This window comes from Bacillus sp. DX4.1 (assembly GCF_030348195.1).
In the GTDB taxonomy this organism is placed as follows: domain Bacteria; phylum Bacillota; class Bacilli; order Bacillales; family Bacillaceae_G; genus Bacillus_A.
The window spans coordinates 4,491,978-4,511,904 of the sequence record NZ_JAUCFT010000008.1 but is presented as its reverse complement, the minus strand read 5'-3'; the positions used below and the strand labels follow the sequence as shown (position 1 = coordinate 4,511,904).

Below are 19,927 nucleotides of genomic sequence, written 5' to 3'. Positions count from 1 at the left end.
TCGTGAAGGGATTCTTTTTTGCATGTGTGCAATTAACTCATTTTGTAGCAATCAATGTATAAAGTCCAGGAATGCGGTTTTCAATTCCTTCTGGAGCAGAGGGAGGGAAGACCCATCGTTGGTGTGGACCACGTTCTTCAATAAATTCTTTAATACGTAGGTTCGTCTGAGCGATTTCTGTAATAATTTCTCCTAACGTCCAGCGGCGAATTTTATTTTTAAGTAATGAGGCTTTCTGTGTTTCATTAAGGAGAATACTGTAAGCAACTTCAACTTCAACAATTTCTTCATGAAAATAATTGCCGTTTGCTAGAAATGTTGTATCATCCATTTCTAGCAACTTTGTATAAATAGGGTGATAGTCACGCAATATAAGCGTACCGCCATCTTTTAGTAGTTGAAAGATAAGCTGAAATAGAGGTTGTAGATCTATAAAGTAATGAAGTACGCCTAGTTCTAATAAAACAACATCGAATGTTTTTGTAGGTTGTATGTCTAGTACATCTGAAACGATGTATTCAATAGGAGCACCTACTGCACTGGCTAATTCTTTGGCATATTTCGCATTGCTTTCAGAAATATCCACAACGGTTACGTCAGCTCCTAGTAATGCGAAGGCAACAGCTTTACTTCCTTTTGAACCAAGTAAGTTGATGATGCGTTTTCCTTGTATACCTTTTATGTATGGTAAGTAATGAGATACTGTATGGGCGGGATCTTTTACTAGTTGCTGAGCATATTCGTGCGGTGTTCCATGCCGACTGGTCCATGCTTCATAAGCGGCTTTATTCCAACCTTCTTTATTATTTGCACTTAATTGTTGTTGGTTCAATGACATCTCTCCTTTCTCTGAACGTGTACTTATTCTTTGAAGATGTTGTATTTCCTGCTTTTACACTAGTTCGGGTGTAGAAGTGTAAAAGAAAAAGAATAAAAATTTGATTTTTCTGTGTATTGTATGTAGAATACATGTTACATATAATATGAAAAGCATTGAAGAGGAAAAGTAGAATGGAATCATTCTTTCCAGAGAGCTTCGGAAGCTGAGAAGAAGCCAGAATATTCATTTGAACAATGGCCTTTGAGCTTCGTCCTGAACTTATCAAATGATAATAGTAGGCGGCGACGAGATTTGGTTCTCGTTATCAAAATCACAGTATAAGAGCACATGTTGCTCCGTACTTGTAGAGGTCAGTTGTGTGAACAACTGATGAAATAAGGTGGTACCGCGACTGTTTATAAAGCCTCGCCCTTATCTTTTTAGAAGATAAGGGCGAGGCTTTTTTATATGTAAAGGAGGAATGAAAGATGAGTATTTTTATTGGTGGAGCTTGGCCTTATGCGAATGGCCCTTTGCATTTTGGGCATGTTGCGAGCCTATTACCAGGAGATATTTTAGCACGCTATTACAGGGCGAAAGGTGAACGTGTTCTTTACATATCAGGGAGCGATTGTAATGGGACACCGATTGCCATTCGGGCAAAACCAAAAGGCGTTACTGCAAAAGAAATTGCTGATCATTATCATGAAGAATTTGAGCGATGTTTTAAGCAGCTTGGTTTTACGTATGATTGTTATACACGTACAGATAGAGAGCATCATCATCAAACAGTACAAAAGATTTTCTTACGTCTATTAGAAGGAGGCTTTATTTATAAAAAGAAAGTTGAACAAGCATACTGCGAATCATGTGTGCAATTTTTACCGGATCGTTACGTAGAAGGAATTTGTCCGCATTGTCAGGAACCAGCACGTGGTGATCAATGTGATGCTTGTTCTGCTATTTTAGATCCACTTGATTTACTGGAGAAGAAGTGTAAGTTGTGCAGAAATATCCCGGCAGTTCAGGAAACAGAGCATTTCTATTTTGCATTGCATCAATTTCAGAAACCTATTGAGGAGGCAGTAGCGGAAGCAAAACAACAAGGGGTATGGCGTGACAATGCAATTCAATTAACAGAGCGTTACTTACAAGAAGGTTTACACGACCGAGCGGTATCACGTGATTTACCAATTGGAGTTTCAATTCCTGTAGAGGGATATGAGGATAAGAAAATTTATGTGTGGATTGAAGCTGTTTCTGGTTATTATTCGGCGAGTAAACGGTGGGCAAAAGAAACAGGACAGGATGATCAAGAATTCTGGAATAGTAGTGCGAAAACATATTATGTGCACGGGAAAGACAATATTCCGTTTCATTCCATTATTTGGCCGGCTGTATTACTTGGAGTAGGAGAGGAAGCAATGCCACGTCATATTGTTTCCAATGAATACTTAACTGTTGAGAAACGAAAATTATCGACAAGTAAAAACTGGGCAGTATGGGTACCAGATATATTAGAGCGGTATGATCCAGATTCGATTCGGTACTTTTTAACGGTAAATGCACCGGAAAATCGCGATACTGATTTTTCTTGGCGTGAATTTATTTATAGCCATAACAGCGAATTGCTAGGAGCGTACGGGAATTTTGTAAGTCGTACATTGAAATTTATTGAGAAATATTATGATGGTGATGTGCCAAAAGGGAATGTAAATCTAGAGCTGAAGGAGAGGGTGGAGGAATTATATCGTAAGGTAGGAAATGCGATTGAGCAAGCTCATTTTAAAGTTGCGTTAGAAACAATATTTGAAACAGTACGATATGCGAATAAATATTTTGATGAGCAAGGGCCGTGGAAGCAAATAAAAGAAAACCCTTCAGGGTGTAACGAGACAATTTACCATTGCGTATATTTTATTGTGAATTTTGCACAGTTGTTACAACCATTTTTACCGTTTTCTAGTGAGAAAGTAAGGGAAATGCTATCTATTTCTCATACAGATTGGGCATGTGAAACTGTTTTCCCAGAGCGAATTAGCAATGTACAACCACTGTTTGAAAGAATTGATGTCGAACAAATTGAAAAAGAAGTAGAAAAGCTATACGCATCATTAAAATAAAGTGAAACTTTAATCAGTGGGAGTTTTACTGCCCATTAATGCGGTATAAAAAAGAGCACATCATGTGCTCTTTTTTATACGCTTTGTTCAATGGTTTGTCTCTTTTCTTTTCGTCTTCAATTTGTGTTCCTGTATTTACGACTTCTAACGTGTAACCATTTGATGTACTCGTGTATATTATTTGGAATATACGATGAAATTACCTTTATGTTTTTTATCATAATTAGATAAAAGTAAATAAATAATAAAATATAGGGAAAGTGAGAAAAGAATAGAAAGTATAACGGATTTTATAAAAAATTTTCTGGTGATGTTTTCTTGCTTGTTTTTACGAATCCAACTTATATCCAATACCTTTTACCGTCTTAATGTATGGAATATTTAATTTTTTCCGTATGTTTTTAATATGAGTATCTATTACTCTTACATCACCATAATACTCATAGCCCCATATTTTATTTAACAAATCACATCTTGATAGTACTTTCCCACGATTTTGTAACAGTGTATACATGATCTCGAATTCTTTCGTTGTTAGTTCAACTTGATTCCCATGAACATAAGCTGTATAGGCTTTTAAATTTAATATAAACTCGTTAAATTGTAGTATATCATTATCATTTTCTAAAGATGTTTGCCTTCTTAGCACAGATTCAATTCGCTTTACAAATATGGTGTAATGAAAAGGTTTTGTTATGTAATCGTCTATTCCTAATTCAAATCCTCTAATTTCATTTTCCTCACTATGTAACCCTGTTAGCATAATAATAGGAACAATAGATTGTCCTCTTATAATTTTACAAACACTATACCCATTTATATCAGGTAGCATAACATCGAGTAGGATAAGGTCATATGAATTTTTTTGAAAAAGGAGTATACCTTCTGTGCCAGTACCTACAACATCAACTCTAAAACTGTGTACTGTTAAAAGTCCTCGTATTAGTTCTTGAATATCTGGATCGTCTTCAATCACAAGTATGTGCTTCACAATCCCACCTCCTAAAAGCACAATTTAACAAGAGTATTTCAGCTTATCGTTCTTGCCGGTTACAATGGTTATTTTCTTTACTACATAATAAGACCCCCATCTTAAGAGTTAAAGACAGAGGAGAGAATACAGTCTAATTCATTTAACTCATTCTTCATGTTGAATAAAGAATGAGTTAAATGAATGGAAGTTTCACTTTATTATATAAATAAATTGATGATTATGATGGTGCAATTGTAATGTTTATTTTGGCAAGTGCGAAGCATGAAATTCTTTATATCTTCGTTTCAATTATATATGTAAAGCTAGCTATTTTGCTACTTTAAATGAAGAAATAAAAGAAGCCAAGAGCAAAGTTCTTGGCTAGGATATAAACTTGTTCTTTAGGGTATTTATCCCGCTATTTGTGGGCAGTAATCCCCCACTGATTAAAGTTTCACTTTATTTTTTTACAACTACAGTAGCTTTTTCTCCAATACGGTCAAATAGCCAATGAATATCTTCGTTATACATACGAATACATCCTAGTGTCGTGTTTTTTCCAATTACTGTGTTTGTATTTGTACCATGAATCGCATATGTTGTTCCCCACGTTTTATTCATATTCAATCCAAGCCAACGATCACCAAGGGGATTGCGTGGATCTCCACCTTTAATATGTCTAGTATAGTAAGGGCGATTTTTTATTTTGTTTACAATGATAAATGTTCCTAGTGCTGTAGGAGTATTTGCTTTTCCTGTAGCGACAGTAAAACGTCTTATAAATTTACCATCTTGATAAAAGTCCATCTTATTTGTACTTGTATTGACAAATAATTTTTGATCTGGTGTAGGAGCCGCTGCCGCTGCCTCTGCTTTTTCATATGGGAATACCCATACACTCAATAGTAAAATAACTAATAATATCTTTTTCATGGTTTTCTCCTTACGGTAATTTGTTTTATTGTTAGATATAGAATTTAAAATAAGAGCGTAAAAAAAATAAACATAAAGAAACATAGATTCTTTGTGTTTTAGACTTAGTAAGCTTGAAAATTATATAATGCTCGATATATATTTTCGTTAATCGTTTCAAAAAACGTTTGTACCTTAAATTTACGATTTAGGTTTTTGTTAATGAATAACCTATTGTTCAGCAACAATTCGCCATTTTTCCCGAAAATTTGTACATGAACAATTATTTCTTCATCATTTTCACAAATAGTAGGAAAAAGGTAATGAAATGCCTGACTAGGAATAATGTAACTTTTACTGTCGATACTGTCAGGTTTATAACTTATACTTTTTTTGATCAAAATCTTTACAGTTTCTCGGCTCACAATAAAGGATAATGTAGTGGACTTCCTTAAGCTTGAATCAAATTCACTTTCTTCACATACATGTAGGCTAAAAATTGTTTCACTTAGGTTGGATTTAGCTTGCGTATGAACAACATTATGAATGTTATATACTTGCAGTTTTCCTCACTCCTTGTCTATATTTTCGAAAATTAAAGCGTGTTTATTTCTTGCTTAAACGTGATACATAATGTGAATAGCGAAATTTCATCCTAAAATTCAACAAAGTCCGATATAATTTTACAATATGAATATGAAGATAATATGAAGTTAATATGAAGCTATTATGAAGTTAATATGGAACTAGTTTAATAGTTAGATATCATACTTAATTATATAAATACAAATTAAAAACCGACATAAAACCGTTCTTTTTAGGTAGGAGAGAGCATCCGGCCATGAATAGAAGCGGTCAGATCCTTTTCCTGCCCAGACATAGTGAAAACAAAGAGAGAAAACGAGTGCAGGTCACCTTTTGTTATCCATAGCCGCGGCTATATGTCGAAAAATCAAAATGGATTTATATAAAACAAATATGTTAGCAATGAAAAATTAGAAGTGAGTATAAATGCGCTAAAGGAATTTGCGGATAATGGATAAAAATATCTATTCTTACAAAAATGTAATCTAAATGTAAGTTATTGTGATAGTTATTTCGACAAAATTTTTATACAATAAAAGTAACAGTTCGTACGTGATTTATGCTGTCAATTAATGAGAAAAGGAGAGGGCGACATGGAGTGGGTTTATGAATTATTTCAGCAATACGGCTATTATGTTGTACTTGTTGGATTGCTGCTGGAATATATTGCACTTCCGTTTCCAGGAGAGCCAACGCTAGCGTATGCAGGGTACCTAGCACATACCGGAGAATTACAATTACCAATTTTAATTCTATTATCATTTATTGGTACGAGTGTTGGGATGACGATTCAATACTTTTTAGGGAATAAACTTGGTATGCCATTTGTGCAGAAATACGGGAAGTATGTATTTTTAACACAAAGAAAAATTGATTTAACAAGAATGTGGTTTGATAAATACGGATATTTTCTTATTTTTATCGGCTTCTTTATCCCGGGTGTTCGTCATTTCACAGGCTATTTTGCAGGAATTATTAATTTACCGTTCCGCCGCTTTGCACTGACAATCTACTCCGGTGCTCTTTTCTGGGTGTCCTTCTTCTTGATCAGTGGCTATTGGTTAGGTGGAAATTTAGATAATATCTTCGGTTTACTTGGACAGCATATTGGTAAAATCATCTTCGGGATTATCGTAATTACAGCAATTACTGTAGGAATTCGTTTCCGCAAACAATTAAAGCGTGTATTTGTACAAAGTGTAAATTAATAGGGAATCTATTCTATGTCGAGAATTGGAAAAGACAGTGCTGACAAGCACTGTCTTTTTTAAATTCTATTTTGACATATATTAACGTCAAAATGACAATGATAATTGACAAAAAGAGGAGAAGTCTTTACAATTTTAACTAAATAAAGGAAAACGAGGTTAGATATGAAGCTTCAAAATCGAGTGAGAGAATTTCGTGCAAAGCACCGAATGTCACAAGGAGATTTAGGAAAAGCAATCGACTCATCACGGCAAACGATCAGTTTAATTGAACGCGGTGATTATGCGCCATCAATTGTTCTGTCGTTAAAGATTGCACATGTTTTTGGGGTAGCGGTTGAAGAGATATTTACGTTAGTGGAGGGGGAAGAGGCAGATGGAGAGTAGGGTGAAACATACAATATTTTCATTGCTGAAGATTTTTAGTGGAATGGTATTTGGTGGTGTAATTGGTTTTATATTAGCAGATGCTTATGTTCCAGGGCCAAGAATAGTACCTGGTTATTTAGTAATTATTGCGCTTATTTTATTGGGTGTAGCGATTATGTATCAGATTTGGAAAACTACACGTATGTTGACTAAGTTACGTGATGAGGAGGAAAGTGCTCAAGGCAGAAGATTAGGAGCACGATTAATTTATTTGCGAATAAGTGAAATCATTATACCGTCTTGGACAGTTTATGCATATATATATTGTTATCGTTCCTATACAGCAGGAACGAGTTTATCATTTGAAGTGGTGAATGTGATTGTTTCCTCAATATGTTTAATTGGTGTGATATCTTTAGGGTTTGTTATGAAAAGTCGATATAATACACTCTATCCAGAACAAAGTGTAACATATTCACAGTCATTGGAGATGTGGGCGAAAAATGCGGATGAAGGACAAACTCATATTGTCCATGAAGCAGGATACAAGGCTTATCAATCTACAAATACGGTACTTGCATGTGTATGGTTTGCAGCGATTGCATATACAATCTTAGGTAAAAACGATTTCTTTTTAATTGGTATTATTACATTTGTTTGGATTTTACATATTGGAAAATACATGTATGAAATGCATAAGAAAATGATTTATTAAAAGAGAAGCAAGAAGAGGATATCTTACGCCGAGTGAGATATCCTCTTCTATTTATGTAATTTTATTAGGTTTCATAAATAAAATGAGAAGAGTAGAATGAAAGAACTTCCTTAATAGGAAGAAGAGAAAGTTTTGGAGGCAATATCTATGGGAATTATTATGCTCATTCTGTTATGTATGTTAATTTATGTTATCTGTAAAGTGGCATATGTATCGCTTAAGCTGTTAGCAATTATATTAGTTATTGTGTTTATCGTTCAATTTGGAGAGAAAATGTTAGGGTTATAGCCTATATATAACTGATTAGGAAAAAGAGGCTACCAAAAATTGTAGCTTCTTTTTTTATTTGTTTATTTTCCATGTAGCAAAACATCGTGGAAACATCTCTGCAGAAAACAGCACATGTATGGTTTCAGATTCCGAGGATTACGGTGTGTCGTATTTTGTAGAAGTGCCGATATATGCCAAGAAGCGGTCGATATACTGATAAAAAAAGCTGGAAGATTTATCTTCCAGCCTTTTTTTATTAAGAATTACTCTCGATCCCGCTACCATTGTCTTCTTCAGGGTCTTGTAATAAGTTAAACACATCAGCTAAGCAAAATGCGATAAACCAAGTCCAAAGACCGTGGAAGAAAGCGGAACTTAATTGTAGTGGAAGCGTGTAGTTCGTCATTAAAAAGGAAATACATCCACCAACAATCCCGATCATGGTTAATAACATTGTTTTTTGAGCATTTTCTTCTGGGTTAAAGAGGAAGAAGATAAATCCGCCTAAAATTGAAGCGCTTACAACAGATTCGATGCCATTAAAAATGATATATTCTCCAAGTTGAATATTTGTCCAGAAACAAATGACACCGCCAATACAAGCGAATAAGGCAGCTATCATGTAGCGTATATATTGATTCATATTCTCATCTCCTTATGTAATAAGATGATTTGGAAGTTCAAAGGTAGGTATAGTAATAGAAGTTGATTTTAGTTGTACGTATCTTTTTATAAGTAAAAAGATTGATAGAAGAATAACCAAGGTGATTGGTTATGTTGAAAAGTTTTTGTACTGTGTGATAAAACAACTGAAAACAATTATATATAAATACAAATTAAAAAACCGACATAAGCCCCTTCTTTTTAGGTGGGAGAGAGCATCCGTTCATGCATAGAAGCGGTCAGATCCTTTTCCTGCCCAGACATAGTGAAAACAAAGAGAGAAAACGAGTGCAGGTCACCTTTTGTTATCCATAGCCGCGGCTATATGTCGAAAAATCAAAATGGATTTATATAGTTATTACGTAAATTTGTGTTGAAATATACCCGACTTCTTGTTTCTTTTTGCTTGTAAAAGTAAGAGAAACTCCCAAGTCTATACATTCATTGTGTAAACCTATTTTTATTATAGCATATTTAGACGAGTAATAATAGGAATTATCTGATTTTGTAATAAGTGTAAAATAATTCGAAGAACTACATTTTATGGATTAATATTCCATTTTGTTGTACAATTAATTTGATTGAATTTTCAGTTAATTAAAGGGGGATAGTTAGATGGGGACACAGAAACAGCACATTATAGTTACACCTACAAAAAGTGTAGGGGTTTCTTTAGTATTGACGTTTTTATTTGGTTCTTTTGGAATGCTGTATTCAACAATTATTGGTGCCATTATTATGATTGTTATTGAGCTAATTGTTGGAATCGTAACATTTGGAATCGGGCTGTTTATTACACATATTATTTGTATGGTTTGGGGAGCTCTTGCAGCTCATAACTACAATCAAAGATTATTGAGTGGGACAAGTACATACACATCGTAAGTTAGGTGATGTAATAAGAAACTTGTATTACCCCTCACCAATCGGGCTTTTATAGGCAGTCTATCCCCCACCTAGCTTCTTTGCTTGCGCTGAATTTTGAGGTGGGCCACAAATAGCGTGATAAATAAAAACGCAAGGAATCCTAATTCCTTGCGTTTTCTCATATACGTTTGAAACGTCCAACAATTTCAACGGTTTCTGTAATATTCATAAACGCATGACCGTCTACTTGACGAATAATACGCTTCATTTCTCCTAATTCGTAACGAGTTACGACAGTGTAAATCATTTTTTTCTTATGGTTGGTATAGCCGCCGACAGCGTCTACCATTGTTACACCACGTATGCCGTGATGCAGTAGTGCTCTTTTAATTTCCTCGCCCTTTTCGGTAATTGTCATAATCGTTAATTTAATATGTTTTGTGTGAACTGCATCAATGACTTTACTGACCACAAAACGGCTAATTAACGTATATAGGGTAATATCCCATCCGAAAATAAAACCAGCGGCAACAAGTAGGATTAAGTTGAAGCCAAAAATAATAGCGCCAATTGAAATATCTCTATATTTCGCTACAATTAACCCAATAATATCAAATCCACCTGTTGAAGAGGCAAATCGGAAAATAATTCCTGATGCAGCACCGCAGATTACACCACCAAATACAGAAGAAAGTAAAATATCATCTGAAATTTGGTGTACCGGGATAATATTCATGGCTAAAGATGATACTGCTACAAAATAAGCTGTTAAAAAAGTTGTTTTCTGTCCTAAATAAAAATAGCCTAGAACAAGAAGCGGGATGTTTAATAAAAAGATAAGTGCACCGATATTATAATGCATTAAGTAACCAATAATCATCCCAACGCCAGCAAATCCACCGCTAATCATATTATGTGGGATAAAAAACATATTCATCGAAATGGCATACAAAATGGAAGCTATAAAAATAACAATCAACTGTATCATGAATTCTAAATGAAATGTTCTAGCTGCTGGGAAGGATAAAAAGGCGGTATCGGGAACGTAATCGGCGTCTCCTAATTGACCCATAGTGTGTTTCATCTCCATAATTCATTTTTGATTACAAGAAGAGAATAATGCTTTTTTCAAAAACTGGCAACCGTTTTATTATAATAAGAAAATTTTATAAATTCCCAAAAAAACAAACCTATTCATCGATTTGCGTGAATATACTAAAGAAAGCGAATACAACCGTTCGATTTGAAAACTTTTTTGAAAAAATATACAAAATATTTTTTATAGGAAATAAAGGGAAATAGAGATCATGTGTGAAATATGCTACAATTGGTCGAGTAAGGATGTGAAGCGATGGAATTTTTATTGCAGGATGCAATTCTATATATATCTGTTGTAACGACAGCACTTTGTTTATTAGAAGTCTTTTTTCACGCTAATGTTTCTCGTTTTGTTCGTCAGCAAACATATGGCGGTAGACAAAAGGTTTTCGCAGTAGTTGATACATGTGAGGAGCATGTAAGAAATAGTCCGCTTTTCTCTATCTTCTATAAATATGGGATGGTCCGTTCAGTTCGCAGACAAGAATCGAGCGGAGAGAGTGATGAGGTCGGTCCATATATGCCAATGTTTCGCTAACTAATTACGAAACATTGGAGGAATGTGAACGTGTTAAAATCATACCGAGCTTGGCTCGTTAGTTTATCATTATTATTTGTTTTTGTTTTATCTGGCTGTAGTAATACAGCAACAATTGATGCACATAGTACCGGGGTTTGGGATCACTATTTTGTTTATCCGATCTCGCTTATGCTTCAATTTGTAGCACATCATGTACCAGGCGGAAGCTTCGGCATTGCGATTATTATCATTACACTCGTGATTCGTACAGCAATGATACCGTTGGCTGTGACGCAATATCGCGTTCAAATGAGAACGAAAAAGATGCAGCCACAGTTGCAGAAATTGAAAGAGAAGCATGGTGATGTTAGTAAAGATATTGAGAAACAAAAAAAGTATCAAAAAGAAATGATGGAACTGATGAACACAAGCGGTGCGAACCCAATGATGGGCTGCTTACCACTTTTAATACAAATGCCTATTTTCTCGGCACTGTATTATGCAATTAGTCGTACGGAAGAGATTCGTACATCTTCGTTTTTATGGGTGAACTTAGGACATGTAGATCCATATCATATATTGCCGATCATTGCTGCACTGACAACCTTTATTCAAATGAAGATTATGCAGTCTAATACGGCGGCAGGAAACCAAGTTCAAATGTTGAAAATACAGCAGTTTATGATGCCAGCCATGATTTTATTTATGGGATTTGCGGCACCATCGGGACTTGTGCTGTATTGGATTACAGGTAATGTATTTATAATGCTTCAAATGATTGTATTGCGTAAAGTAATGGAACGTGAAGAAGGACAATTACAAAAAGCATAGAGAAGAAGCCGCTCTGTTTATGAGCGGCTTTTGTTGTTTTTGAGGCTTTTTTATAACCTCTTACAATATAAGTAAGGGTATTTTTTCTATGTTATATAAAAAACATTCTTGCTTTTTTTGAAAAATTCAATATAATGGACAATAACTACAAAATTCGACAATAATAAGTGATGATGAGGACAAGATTTGTTTTTTACGATTCTCAGAGAAGAAAGCCTTTGGCTGTAAGCTTTCTAATACGAAAAAATGGATTACCACCTCTGAACTGCAGCAGTGAACGAATATCTAGTAATTGCTTGCCGGCAAAAACCGTTATCTAGACTTGAGAGATTGGTGAAGTGTGTTTAATTTTATCAATTGAAACAAGGGTGGAACCACGAATAAAACACTCGTCCCTTTTTTAGGGAGGAGTGTTTTTTTATTTTACTTTTGCATCACACTAGGATTGGAAGGAGGATACGCAGCATGCATCATGATGAGAAAAACAAAATTGGTTTAACGGTGGCACTATCTATCGTTGTAGGGACTATCATTGGATCTGGTGTATTTATGAAGCCAGGAAGCGTATTAGATTACTCAGGGAGTTCTAATATGGCAATTTTCGCTTGGGTAGTAGGTGGTTTGTTAACATTAGCTAGCGGTTTAACTGTAGCTGAAATCGGAGCGCAAATTCCGAAAAATGGTGGATTGTACACGTATTTAGAGGAGATTTATGGGAGCTTTTGGGGATATTTATCCGGCTGGATGCAAACAATTGTATACGGCCCAGCTATTATTGGAACATTAGGTTTATATTTTAGTTCTTTAGTCATTAATTTTTTCTATTTAGATAAAGTATGGAACTTACCGATCGCAATTGGAACAGTTGTGTTCCTTGGTGTTGTCAATAGTATGGGAACGAAGTATGGGGGCATTGTCCAAACAATTACAACAGTTGGAAAGATGATTCCCATCATATTAATTGTTGTGTTAGGTTTTTGGAAAGGGAATAGCGACATCTTTAATGTAGTTGTACCAATATCAGAAAATCAAAGCATTGGGATGGCGATTTTAGCGACTTTATTTGCTTATGACGGCTGGATTTTACTTGCTTCTATCGGCGGTGAAATGAAGAATCCGACAAAGCTATTACCAAAGGCTATGACAGTAGGGATTTTAATTGTAACAGCGGCTTACGTATTAATTAACTTAGCGTTACTGAAAGTATTACCAGCAGCGAAAATTGTGGATCTTGGAGAAAATGCGACAGCGACAGCAGCAGAAATACTGCTTGGAGAACATGGCGGAAAAATCATTAGTATCGGTATTATTATTTCTATTTTTGGATGTTTAAACGGAAAGATTTTAACATTTCCTCGTATTCCAATGTCGATGGCAGAACGTGGACAACTTCCATTTTCTAAGTTTATTGCAAAGGCACATGAGAAATTTAAAACACCTGCAAATGCGATTACTTTTGAAATAATATTAGGTATTATTTTAATGATTATTAGTGATCCAAATAAGCTTTCTGAGATTTCCGTATTTATCATTTATATTTTCTATGTGATGACATTTATTGGTGTATTCATTTTACGAAAACGTAATGAAGGGAAAGAGCGTGCGTATAGTGTACCGCTATTCCCGATTGTACCAATTGTAGCGATTTTAGGGTCACTGTTCGTAATTGGAAGTGCAATTATCAATGATCCGATAAGCTGTTTCTTATCAATTGGTATAGTATTTACAGGACTTCCGGTTTATTGGTACTTGAATAGGAAAAAAGCAAATTAACGTATAAAGTAAAACTTTTCTCAGTGGGGTTTTACGGCCCGTTAGTGCGGGATAAAAGGATTTTGAAAGGAGGTATCTTTTAGCAGATACCTCCTTTTTGTATGATTAAATAACAGGACCTTCATATGGAATGGCTGGCATTTGAAGAAAATCGTATGTGACCATAGCTTCTACTTTTTTGAAATACGCATGAAAACTTTTAGTGAGCATAAGGTTCGAGGCACTGTCTTTTTTGAATGAGAACAATTGCACGTGTATTTTCAAAATCATGTATAGCGACAACAACATCGGCTCTTCGTAAATAGTTCGCATTTTGATGGAACCTTGCGGAAAAATATCTGCAACAAGAGGGTTTTGAGATAACGCCTGTTCTAATCGTTGTACTCTTTGAATAATTTGCAATCCCATGCATGTTCGGTTTCAAGGAAAAAATTACTATAAAAAATAAGGGTTGCGTCCGAGAAATCTTTTGGTTACTATTATTGTAGTAACCAAAAGAGAGCGAGAGAAAGTGTGGGGGGGAACTTGAATTTTCGTGTATATATATTAGCGATTGCGGCATTCGTAGTCGGGACGGTTGAATTAATTATTGGAGGAACACTAGATTTAGTAGCAAGTGATTTAGGAGTTTCCATTAGTGCGGCAGGACAATTAATTACGATATTTTCGATTGTATTTGCTCTTTCTGGACCTGTCTTATTGGCAGTAACGGGGAAAATAGAACGTAAAACATTATATGTAGGAGCATTATGTATTTTCTTTGTTGGAAATGTGATTTCAGCCCTTAGTTTAAATTATATGATGCTGATGTTCTCGCGTGTCATTTGTGCAGCGAGTGGATCCCTTATTATTGCACTATCGGTGACATTGGCTTCTAGTGTTGTAGAACCACATTTCCGTGCGCGTGCAATTGGAATTATTTTTATGGGAATTAGCGGGTCGCTTGTACTTGGAGTACCACTAGGACTTGTCCTTGGGAATGCCTATGGCTGGCGTGCACCATTTGTTTTAATCTCGGTATTAGCGATACTAGCGATTGTTTGCATTTCTTTATTTTTAACAAAAGTTCCACCGGCACCTGTATTGTCTGTACGAGAACAAATTGCTACGTTAAAAGATAAAAAGATTGTAAGTGCACAACTCACATCGTTTCTGTTCTTAACAGGACATTTAACACTATATGCATATTTAACACCATTTTTAAAAGATATCATGCATGTAGAAGCAAATTGGATTAGTGTGTTTTACTTTATTTTCGGAATTGCAGCGGTAATCGGCGGTGGTTTTGGTGGCTGGCTTGCAGATAAATGGGGATCAAAGAAAAGTATTATCTCGATTATTATCGTCTTTGCATGTGCGATTTTTGTATTGCCGATGATGACATTCTCTTTTCCGTTATTTATTGTGATGATGGCAATTTGGAGTATGTTAAGCTGGGCGATTTCACCCGCACAGCAAAATTATTTAATTGAAATTGCACCAGAATCAGCTGGTATTCAGCAAAGTTTAAACAACTCGGCGCTGCATTTAGGGATAGCTCTTGGCTCAACCGTAGGCGGTGCTGTGATTGAGAAATCATCTGTTATCTATAATGCTTGGGTAGGTGGTGGCTTCGTCATTCTTGCACTACTATGTGCAATCTTCTCGATTACGAGAGGGCAATCTACCCATGCAATGAAAAAAGAATCTGTCGTGTGACGGGTTCTTTTTTTTATATGAATGAGGAATAAGGTAGAAAACTGTTAAAAGGGATTGTTACAAATGAATCAAATGTTGCTATAGAGAGATGGAGGAAGGGGAGGATATATAATGATAATGACATCTTTCATGGGTTTTGTTTTTTTCATAATTCCTTTGCTTTTAATTGTATTTGTATTCCGGTGGATTCGCTTCATTTATATGAACTCAGAGGAACAAATCAAACAAAATGAAAAGATTATTGCTCTGTTATCCGACATAAAAAAACAAAATGAAAAATAGCAAAGGAAGAACCTTTACTATTTTTAATATCGCAGCTTCATTAAAATGCTTCGTATTTCCTCATCATTCATAAAGAGATCGTGATGCTTTTCGGTAATTTTCGCAAGAGCAACATCATGATAAAAGAACTCTGTAAAAAATTTCACGAATGGCTGTGACATTGTCTTCATCGCCTGCCAAGATTCTTGTTCTACTCCGGCAAATAAAATTTCACGATCATCAACGATAAGGAGTAGGTAGCGTTCTAACGCGTTATGTTCTTCAGTTGGAATAAGAAAATGTACGTTTTGTAGCTCCGTTTCCACCTCTCCGACGACAAGTGCTTCAATATCTATACCTTGCTTTGCTTTTTCTTCTAATAAGGGAAGATATTCTGAAAACGTATCATTCCAAGCAGAAATCCGAATCGAATGTTTGGCGTCTTCTACAAGTTGTTTACTTTGAACTTGAATAGAAGATTGCATTTTTAAGCTCCAAACACGGTCATCTGTAAAAGATCTTTTTGAAACGGTTGTTTGTAGCTCTTTAATATTAGATTGAAATTCTGCAGTTAATTTTTGAATGGCAAGCTCTAGCGGTAAAGCCGTATACAGCTTTTTCTTTTCCGAGACAGAGTCCATCATCATCCCTTTATCGATGAGGCGTGCTAACACCTCATATATTTTGGCTTTTGGAACACCTGAATATTTGACAATCGTTGTTGCATCTAGTGGTTCATTGCTTGAGACCACTATTTCATATGTTTGGCTTTCATATTGTGAGAATCCGAATTTTTGTAACATAATGCCTCCCGAACAAGTTAGACTCTATAGTAAGAATAAAGAACTATTTGTGTTTATACAAGTGCTACTATTTCTGAGGATGTCTATGCAGCCAAGATATCATAAGTTGTCCCTTTTGAGAAAGTGTCCGCTATAGACAAGAGAATGAACAGAGTGAGAAAAGCATATTGTACAACGTAGAATTAAAGAATAGAGTTAGCAATGACTCTATTCTTTAGCAAATATTTAATTGTGAATGGCTTGGAACGTAAGCGTGCCGTTATTTTCAGATACGGTTAATGTACCACCAATTGCTTGTGTTGAATAGCGTTTGGCTGAGAGGTCTTTCGAACCAAGTTTTTCTAGAATGGATTCTACATCTTGTTCGCTAAGAGGTGAGTCAATACTACGAATGACGGTACTTATTGTGGAGTAGAAAGATTTAATTTGTTCTTTAGAAGTGCCTGATCCGACGATAGCAATAGCGCCAATACTACCATTAGATTTATAAATTGTGATGCCAAATCCGAACTTATTGCTGAATAGTCCGTTATATGTTTTTGCTTGTGGATCTTCTGAATATACTTTTATATTGCTTATATTGATTCCGGTGGATTTTCCAACTGTATTTATCGTATTTACAAAACTCTGCATAGCACGGTCTGTATCAACTGTTGGTGGTGGAGTAGGAGCTGTTGGTGGAGTAGGAGCTGTTGGTGGGTTAGGAGCTGTTGGTGGGTTAGGAGCTGTTGGTGGGTTAGGAGCTGTTGGTGGAGTAGGAGTAGGTTGAGGAACTGGCTTAGGTGCCGGTTTTTCTACTGATTTAGGATCTGGTTTTCCAGATCCGATTTCACATGCGGCTGTTCCGAATAAGAGGGGCGCTGCTAATAATAAAGTAAGAAACAACTTTTTCATGTGTTCACGTCCTTCCAAAAGTATCGGGAATTATGGTGCTTTTTAAAGAGATAACATCACTATATGCATAACTAATTGGTTCGCGTTACAGTGGATAAGCATATGGTGAAAAATAAATTTAACAGTACTCCAATAGAAGTTCCCTTCCTAAAGCATGTGTCCGAACAATATAAACGACGCATGCGGAGAGGATGTCAGACTGATTGGGTATCCAATCAGCCATGCTCTATGAAACAGGAAGCCCCTTCTTCAAACAGCTCATTATATAAATCCAAATTAAAAAACCGACATAAAGCCCTTCTTTTTAGGCGGGAGAGAGCATCCGGCCATGCATGGAAGCGGTCAGATCCTTTTCCTGCCCCATGCCAAGTGAAAACAAAGAAAGAAAACGAGTACAGGTCACCTGTTGTTATCCATAGCCGCGGCTTATATGTCGAAAAATCAAAATGAATTTATATAGAATGTTAAGGAGGGGTCATTCACGGTAGTTATGATTAGTAAAGTGAGAGAGGGTTCTGTACAATAGAAAAGAGAAACACATAGGAGGGAACTATCATGGCAATTGTTGATGTATCGATTATTCCAGTTGGAACAAGTAATCCAAGCGTAAGTGAATATGTAGCAGAAGTACAAAAAGTATTAGAGAAAAATGCTGATCGCGTGAAGTACCAATTAACACCGATGAATACAGTGATTGAGGGAGAACTTCCCGTATTATTTGAAGTCATTCAACAAATGCATGAGGTACCATATTCAAAAGGTGCACAGCGAGTAGCGACAACAATTCGTATTGATGATCGTCGCGATAAAGAAAGTACGATGGAGAAGAAATTAAACTCTGTTCGATCAAAATTATAGAAAAAAGCAGCGATTTCCGCTGCTTTTTTCTATGGATAAATTAGGCAAGACGGGTGTAGCCATGATACACTTTTTTATTATCAATTGTGGAATTTAGAGAAGGAGGAAGAGCGATGAATGATAAGTTTAATGAGCAGTTTGATGGCTTGCTTGAAAAGTATACAGAATTATTGCTAGGAGAAAGCAATGAAGAACGAAAAGAACAGGTGCAAAAATGGGCGTTGTATTCTTACATTGCAAAAACGATGCCTGCACTTGTAAAACATTGGAATGAAACGTATCCAGATGGAAAAGAAGAAATGGTAAAATTGATTGCGGATATTAAACGATTAAATGAAGAAAATCGTAATCATAAATAAGAATGAAAAAAGCTGCTCATTTGAGCGGCTTTTTTCATAGGATATATAGAGATTTTCATGTATCACGGATGGAAAGCACTTAAGCAGCAAATTCGAATGTGATAAATACAGGTGGTTAGTATCGCTATATAATATTTGTCTGTTATTTTACCTGTTTGACACTAAGATAGAAGGAATGGTGCTGTTTTTTAAATTTCCCGTTGAATTGTAAGCGTTTTACATGGTTTTTTTCAGATTTGTCGAAAAATTTTTTGTGTGCTGTTTTTTGCGGTATATCAAGGATTTAAACATTATCATATGAAATTGCTAATTATCTAAATAATTATTTGTATCAAATAATTTTAAAGAATGATATAATTTTGAAGAGGGGTAAAAAACAGATAAATTACAGTCATAGGGGTGGTTTACATGGAACAATTAATGCGCAATTCATTTCTCTTTTTATCAAAAAATAAAGCGCTTACAAAAGTTGCGAAAAAATACGGTTTACGCTTTGGTGCAGGGCGCTTTGTCGCAGGGGAAACGATTGAATTAGCGACCGCTGCTATTAAGCAGTTAAATGAAAAAAATCTTTGCGTTACGATTGATTATTTAGGTGAATTCGTTGATAACGAAGCAGAAGCAAATGAAATGGCAAGCCAGTCTATCGAAGCCATTCGTGCAATTGGACGTGAAGGTCTGGATTCACAATTGTCTTTAAAGATGACTTCTATGGGACTAGACATCTCAGATGATATAGTAATGAATAATATGCGCCGCATTTTAGATGCAGCAAAAGAAAACGGTGTGTTTGTCACGATTGATATGGAGGACTATTCACGCTGCGGCAAAACAATTGATATCTTTAAACAACTAAAATCAGAATATGACAATATTGGTACGGTTATTCAAGCGTATTTATACCGTACAGAGAAAGACATTGAGGATTTGAATGCATACAGTCCTAATTTACGTCTTGTAAAAGGGGCTTATAAAGAACCTGAAGAAGTTGCGTTCCCAGACAAGAAAGATGTAGATGACAATTATAAAAAAATTATTAAAATGCACTTATTAAATGGAAATTATACTGCAATTGCCTCACATGATGATGCAATTATTGAATATACGAAAAAACTTGTCGAAGAGCATAACATTTCGCGCGATCAATTTGAATTCCAAATGTTATTTGGTATCCGCCCAGAGCGTCAGCTTGAGCTTGTAAAAGAAGGATATAAAATGCGTGTATACGTGCCATATGGAAATGACTGGTACGGTTACTTCATGCGCCGTTTAGCAGAACGTCCAGCAAACGTTGCGTTTGTTCTAAAAGGAATGATAAGAAAATAAG

General features: G+C 35.5%; 22 protein-coding genes and 2 other annotated features. Of the genes, 13 read left to right on the top strand and 9 right to left on the bottom strand.

From position 1 onward, the window contains the following. Window positions 1-37: 37 nt before the first annotated feature. On the bottom strand, window positions 38-832 hold the full coding sequence (locus QUF99_RS26085; protein ID WP_289373958.1) for a class I SAM-dependent methyltransferase: 795 nt from the start codon (window positions 830-832) through the stop codon (window positions 38-40). Window positions 833-984: 152 nt separating this feature from the next. Beyond that, window positions 985-1,257, top strand: a binding site (T-box leader). 51 nt (window positions 1,258-1,308) lie between these two features. Between QUF99_RS26085 and metG the strand changes: the two genes are divergently transcribed. After that, on the top strand, window positions 1,309-2,943 hold the full coding sequence (metG, locus tag QUF99_RS26080) for a methionine--tRNA ligase (RefSeq protein ID WP_289373957.1): 1,635 nt from the start codon (window positions 1,309-1,311) through the stop codon (window positions 2,941-2,943). Window positions 2,944-3,271: 328 nt separating this feature from the next. Here metG and QUF99_RS26075 read toward each other — a convergent pair whose 3' ends face one another. From QUF99_RS26075 to QUF99_RS26065, 3 genes are all read right to left on the bottom strand, one after another. After that, window positions 3,272-3,934: a response regulator transcription factor gene (locus QUF99_RS26075; RefSeq protein ID WP_289373956.1), complete on the bottom strand. Its 663-nt coding sequence runs from the start codon at window positions 3,932-3,934 to the stop codon at window positions 3,272-3,274. A 441-nt stretch (window positions 3,935-4,375) separates the two neighbouring features. Then, window positions 4,376-4,849 (bottom strand): L,D-transpeptidase, encoded by a 474-nt coding sequence (locus tag QUF99_RS26070; RefSeq protein ID WP_289373955.1) that lies wholly within the window; start codon window positions 4,847-4,849, stop codon window positions 4,376-4,378. 104 nt (window positions 4,850-4,953) lie between these two features. Then, on the bottom strand, window positions 4,954-5,391 hold the full coding sequence (locus QUF99_RS26065) for a DUF3978 family protein (protein ID WP_289374764.1): 438 nt from the start codon (window positions 5,389-5,391) through the stop codon (window positions 4,954-4,956). A gap of 615 nt (window positions 5,392-6,006) precedes the next feature. Here QUF99_RS26065 and QUF99_RS26060 point away from each other — a divergent pair. The 4 genes from QUF99_RS26060 to QUF99_RS26045 all read left to right on the top strand — a co-directional run bounded on the left by QUF99_RS26060 (window position 6,007) and on the right by QUF99_RS26045 (window position 7,993). After that, complete coding sequence (locus tag QUF99_RS26060) at window positions 6,007-6,621, top strand: DedA family protein (RefSeq protein WP_289373954.1); 615 nt, start codon at window positions 6,007-6,009, stop codon at window positions 6,619-6,621. Between the two features lie 165 nt (window positions 6,622-6,786). Further along, a complete protein-coding gene (locus QUF99_RS26055) occupies window positions 6,787-7,008 on the top strand; it encodes a helix-turn-helix transcriptional regulator (protein ID WP_289373953.1) in 222 nt (73 codons plus the stop codon). Continuing rightward, the gene (locus QUF99_RS26050) at window positions 6,998-7,705 is read left to right on the top strand and encodes a DUF3169 family protein (RefSeq protein ID WP_289373950.1); all 708 of its coding nucleotides are present in this window, start codon (window positions 6,998-7,000) and stop codon (window positions 7,703-7,705) included. Before QUF99_RS26055 ends, QUF99_RS26050 begins: the two co-directional genes overlap by 11 nt. A 147-nt stretch (window positions 7,706-7,852) precedes the next feature. Next, the gene (locus QUF99_RS26045; protein ID WP_289373948.1) at window positions 7,853-7,993 is read left to right on the top strand and encodes a DUF3985 family protein; all 141 of its coding nucleotides are present in this window, start codon (window positions 7,853-7,855) and stop codon (window positions 7,991-7,993) included. Window positions 7,994-8,231: 238 nt separating this feature from the next. Here QUF99_RS26045 and QUF99_RS26040 read toward each other — a convergent pair whose 3' ends face one another. Next, window positions 8,232-8,618: a DUF3938 domain-containing protein gene (locus tag QUF99_RS26040; protein WP_289373947.1), complete on the bottom strand. Its 387-nt coding sequence runs from the start codon at window positions 8,616-8,618 to the stop codon at window positions 8,232-8,234. 635 nt (window positions 8,619-9,253) lie between these two features. Between QUF99_RS26040 and QUF99_RS26035 the strand changes: the two genes are divergently transcribed. Next, window positions 9,254-9,523, top strand: coding sequence for a hypothetical protein (locus QUF99_RS26035; protein ID WP_289373946.1), 270 nt, complete (start codon window positions 9,254-9,256; stop codon window positions 9,521-9,523). Window positions 9,524-9,683: 160 nt separating this feature from the next. Here QUF99_RS26035 and QUF99_RS26030 read toward each other — a convergent pair whose 3' ends face one another. Then, complete coding sequence (locus QUF99_RS26030) at window positions 9,684-10,577, bottom strand: YitT family protein (protein WP_289373944.1); 894 nt, start codon at window positions 10,575-10,577, stop codon at window positions 9,684-9,686. Between the two features lie 279 nt (window positions 10,578-10,856). Between QUF99_RS26030 and QUF99_RS26025 the strand changes: the two genes are divergently transcribed. The 3 genes from QUF99_RS26025 (at window position 10,857) to QUF99_RS26015 (ending at window position 13,727) form a co-directional block, all read left to right on the top strand. After that, complete coding sequence (locus tag QUF99_RS26025) at window positions 10,857-11,141, top strand: hypothetical protein (RefSeq protein ID WP_289373941.1); 285 nt, start codon at window positions 10,857-10,859, stop codon at window positions 11,139-11,141. A gap of 30 nt (window positions 11,142-11,171) precedes the next feature. Continuing rightward, on the top strand, window positions 11,172-11,954 hold the full coding sequence (locus tag QUF99_RS26020; RefSeq protein WP_289373937.1) for a membrane protein insertase YidC: 783 nt from the start codon (window positions 11,172-11,174) through the stop codon (window positions 11,952-11,954). 161 nt (window positions 11,955-12,115) lie between these two features. Then, window positions 12,116-12,354, top strand: a binding site (T-box leader). A gap of 65 nt (window positions 12,355-12,419) precedes the next feature. Further along, complete coding sequence (locus QUF99_RS26015) at window positions 12,420-13,727, top strand: APC family permease (RefSeq protein ID WP_289373935.1); 1,308 nt, start codon at window positions 12,420-12,422, stop codon at window positions 13,725-13,727. A gap of 105 nt (window positions 13,728-13,832) precedes the next feature. Here QUF99_RS26015 and QUF99_RS26010 read toward each other — a convergent pair whose 3' ends face one another. Then, window positions 13,833-14,135, bottom strand: coding sequence for a hypothetical protein (locus QUF99_RS26010; RefSeq protein WP_289373934.1), 303 nt, complete (start codon window positions 14,133-14,135; stop codon window positions 13,833-13,835). A 117-nt stretch (window positions 14,136-14,252) separates the two neighbouring features. On the opposite strand from QUF99_RS26010, the gene QUF99_RS26005 reads away from it, so the two are divergent. Next, window positions 14,253-15,425: an MFS transporter gene (locus tag QUF99_RS26005; RefSeq protein WP_289373933.1), complete on the top strand. Its 1,173-nt coding sequence runs from the start codon at window positions 14,253-14,255 to the stop codon at window positions 15,423-15,425. Between the two features lie 305 nt (window positions 15,426-15,730). Here the strand turns inward: QUF99_RS26005 and QUF99_RS26000 are convergent, their stop codons facing one another. Together QUF99_RS26000 and QUF99_RS25995 are read right to left on the bottom strand one after the other, a co-directional pair. Then, the gene (locus tag QUF99_RS26000; RefSeq protein ID WP_289373932.1) at window positions 15,731-16,489 is read right to left on the bottom strand and encodes a TrmB family transcriptional regulator; all 759 of its coding nucleotides are present in this window, start codon (window positions 16,487-16,489) and stop codon (window positions 15,731-15,733) included. 225 nt (window positions 16,490-16,714) lie between these two features. After that, complete coding sequence (locus QUF99_RS25995) at window positions 16,715-17,383, bottom strand: adhesin (RefSeq protein WP_289373931.1); 669 nt, start codon at window positions 17,381-17,383, stop codon at window positions 16,715-16,717. A gap of 555 nt (window positions 17,384-17,938) precedes the next feature. Here QUF99_RS25995 and QUF99_RS25990 point away from each other — a divergent pair. The 3 genes from QUF99_RS25990 to QUF99_RS25980 all read left to right on the top strand — a co-directional run bounded on the left by QUF99_RS25990 (window position 17,939) and on the right by QUF99_RS25980 (window position 19,926). Then, window positions 17,939-18,241 (top strand): MTH1187 family thiamine-binding protein, encoded by a 303-nt coding sequence (locus tag QUF99_RS25990; protein ID WP_286122570.1) that lies wholly within the window; start codon window positions 17,939-17,941, stop codon window positions 18,239-18,241. A gap of 113 nt (window positions 18,242-18,354) precedes the next feature. Beyond that, the gene (locus QUF99_RS25985) at window positions 18,355-18,600 is read left to right on the top strand and encodes a YusU family protein (protein ID WP_289373930.1); all 246 of its coding nucleotides are present in this window, start codon (window positions 18,355-18,357) and stop codon (window positions 18,598-18,600) included. Window positions 18,601-19,008: 408 nt separating this feature from the next. Next, the gene (locus QUF99_RS25980) at window positions 19,009-19,926 is read left to right on the top strand and encodes a proline dehydrogenase family protein (RefSeq protein WP_289373929.1); all 918 of its coding nucleotides are present in this window, start codon (window positions 19,009-19,011) and stop codon (window positions 19,924-19,926) included. The last annotated feature ends 1 nt before the right edge of the window (window position 19,927 follow it).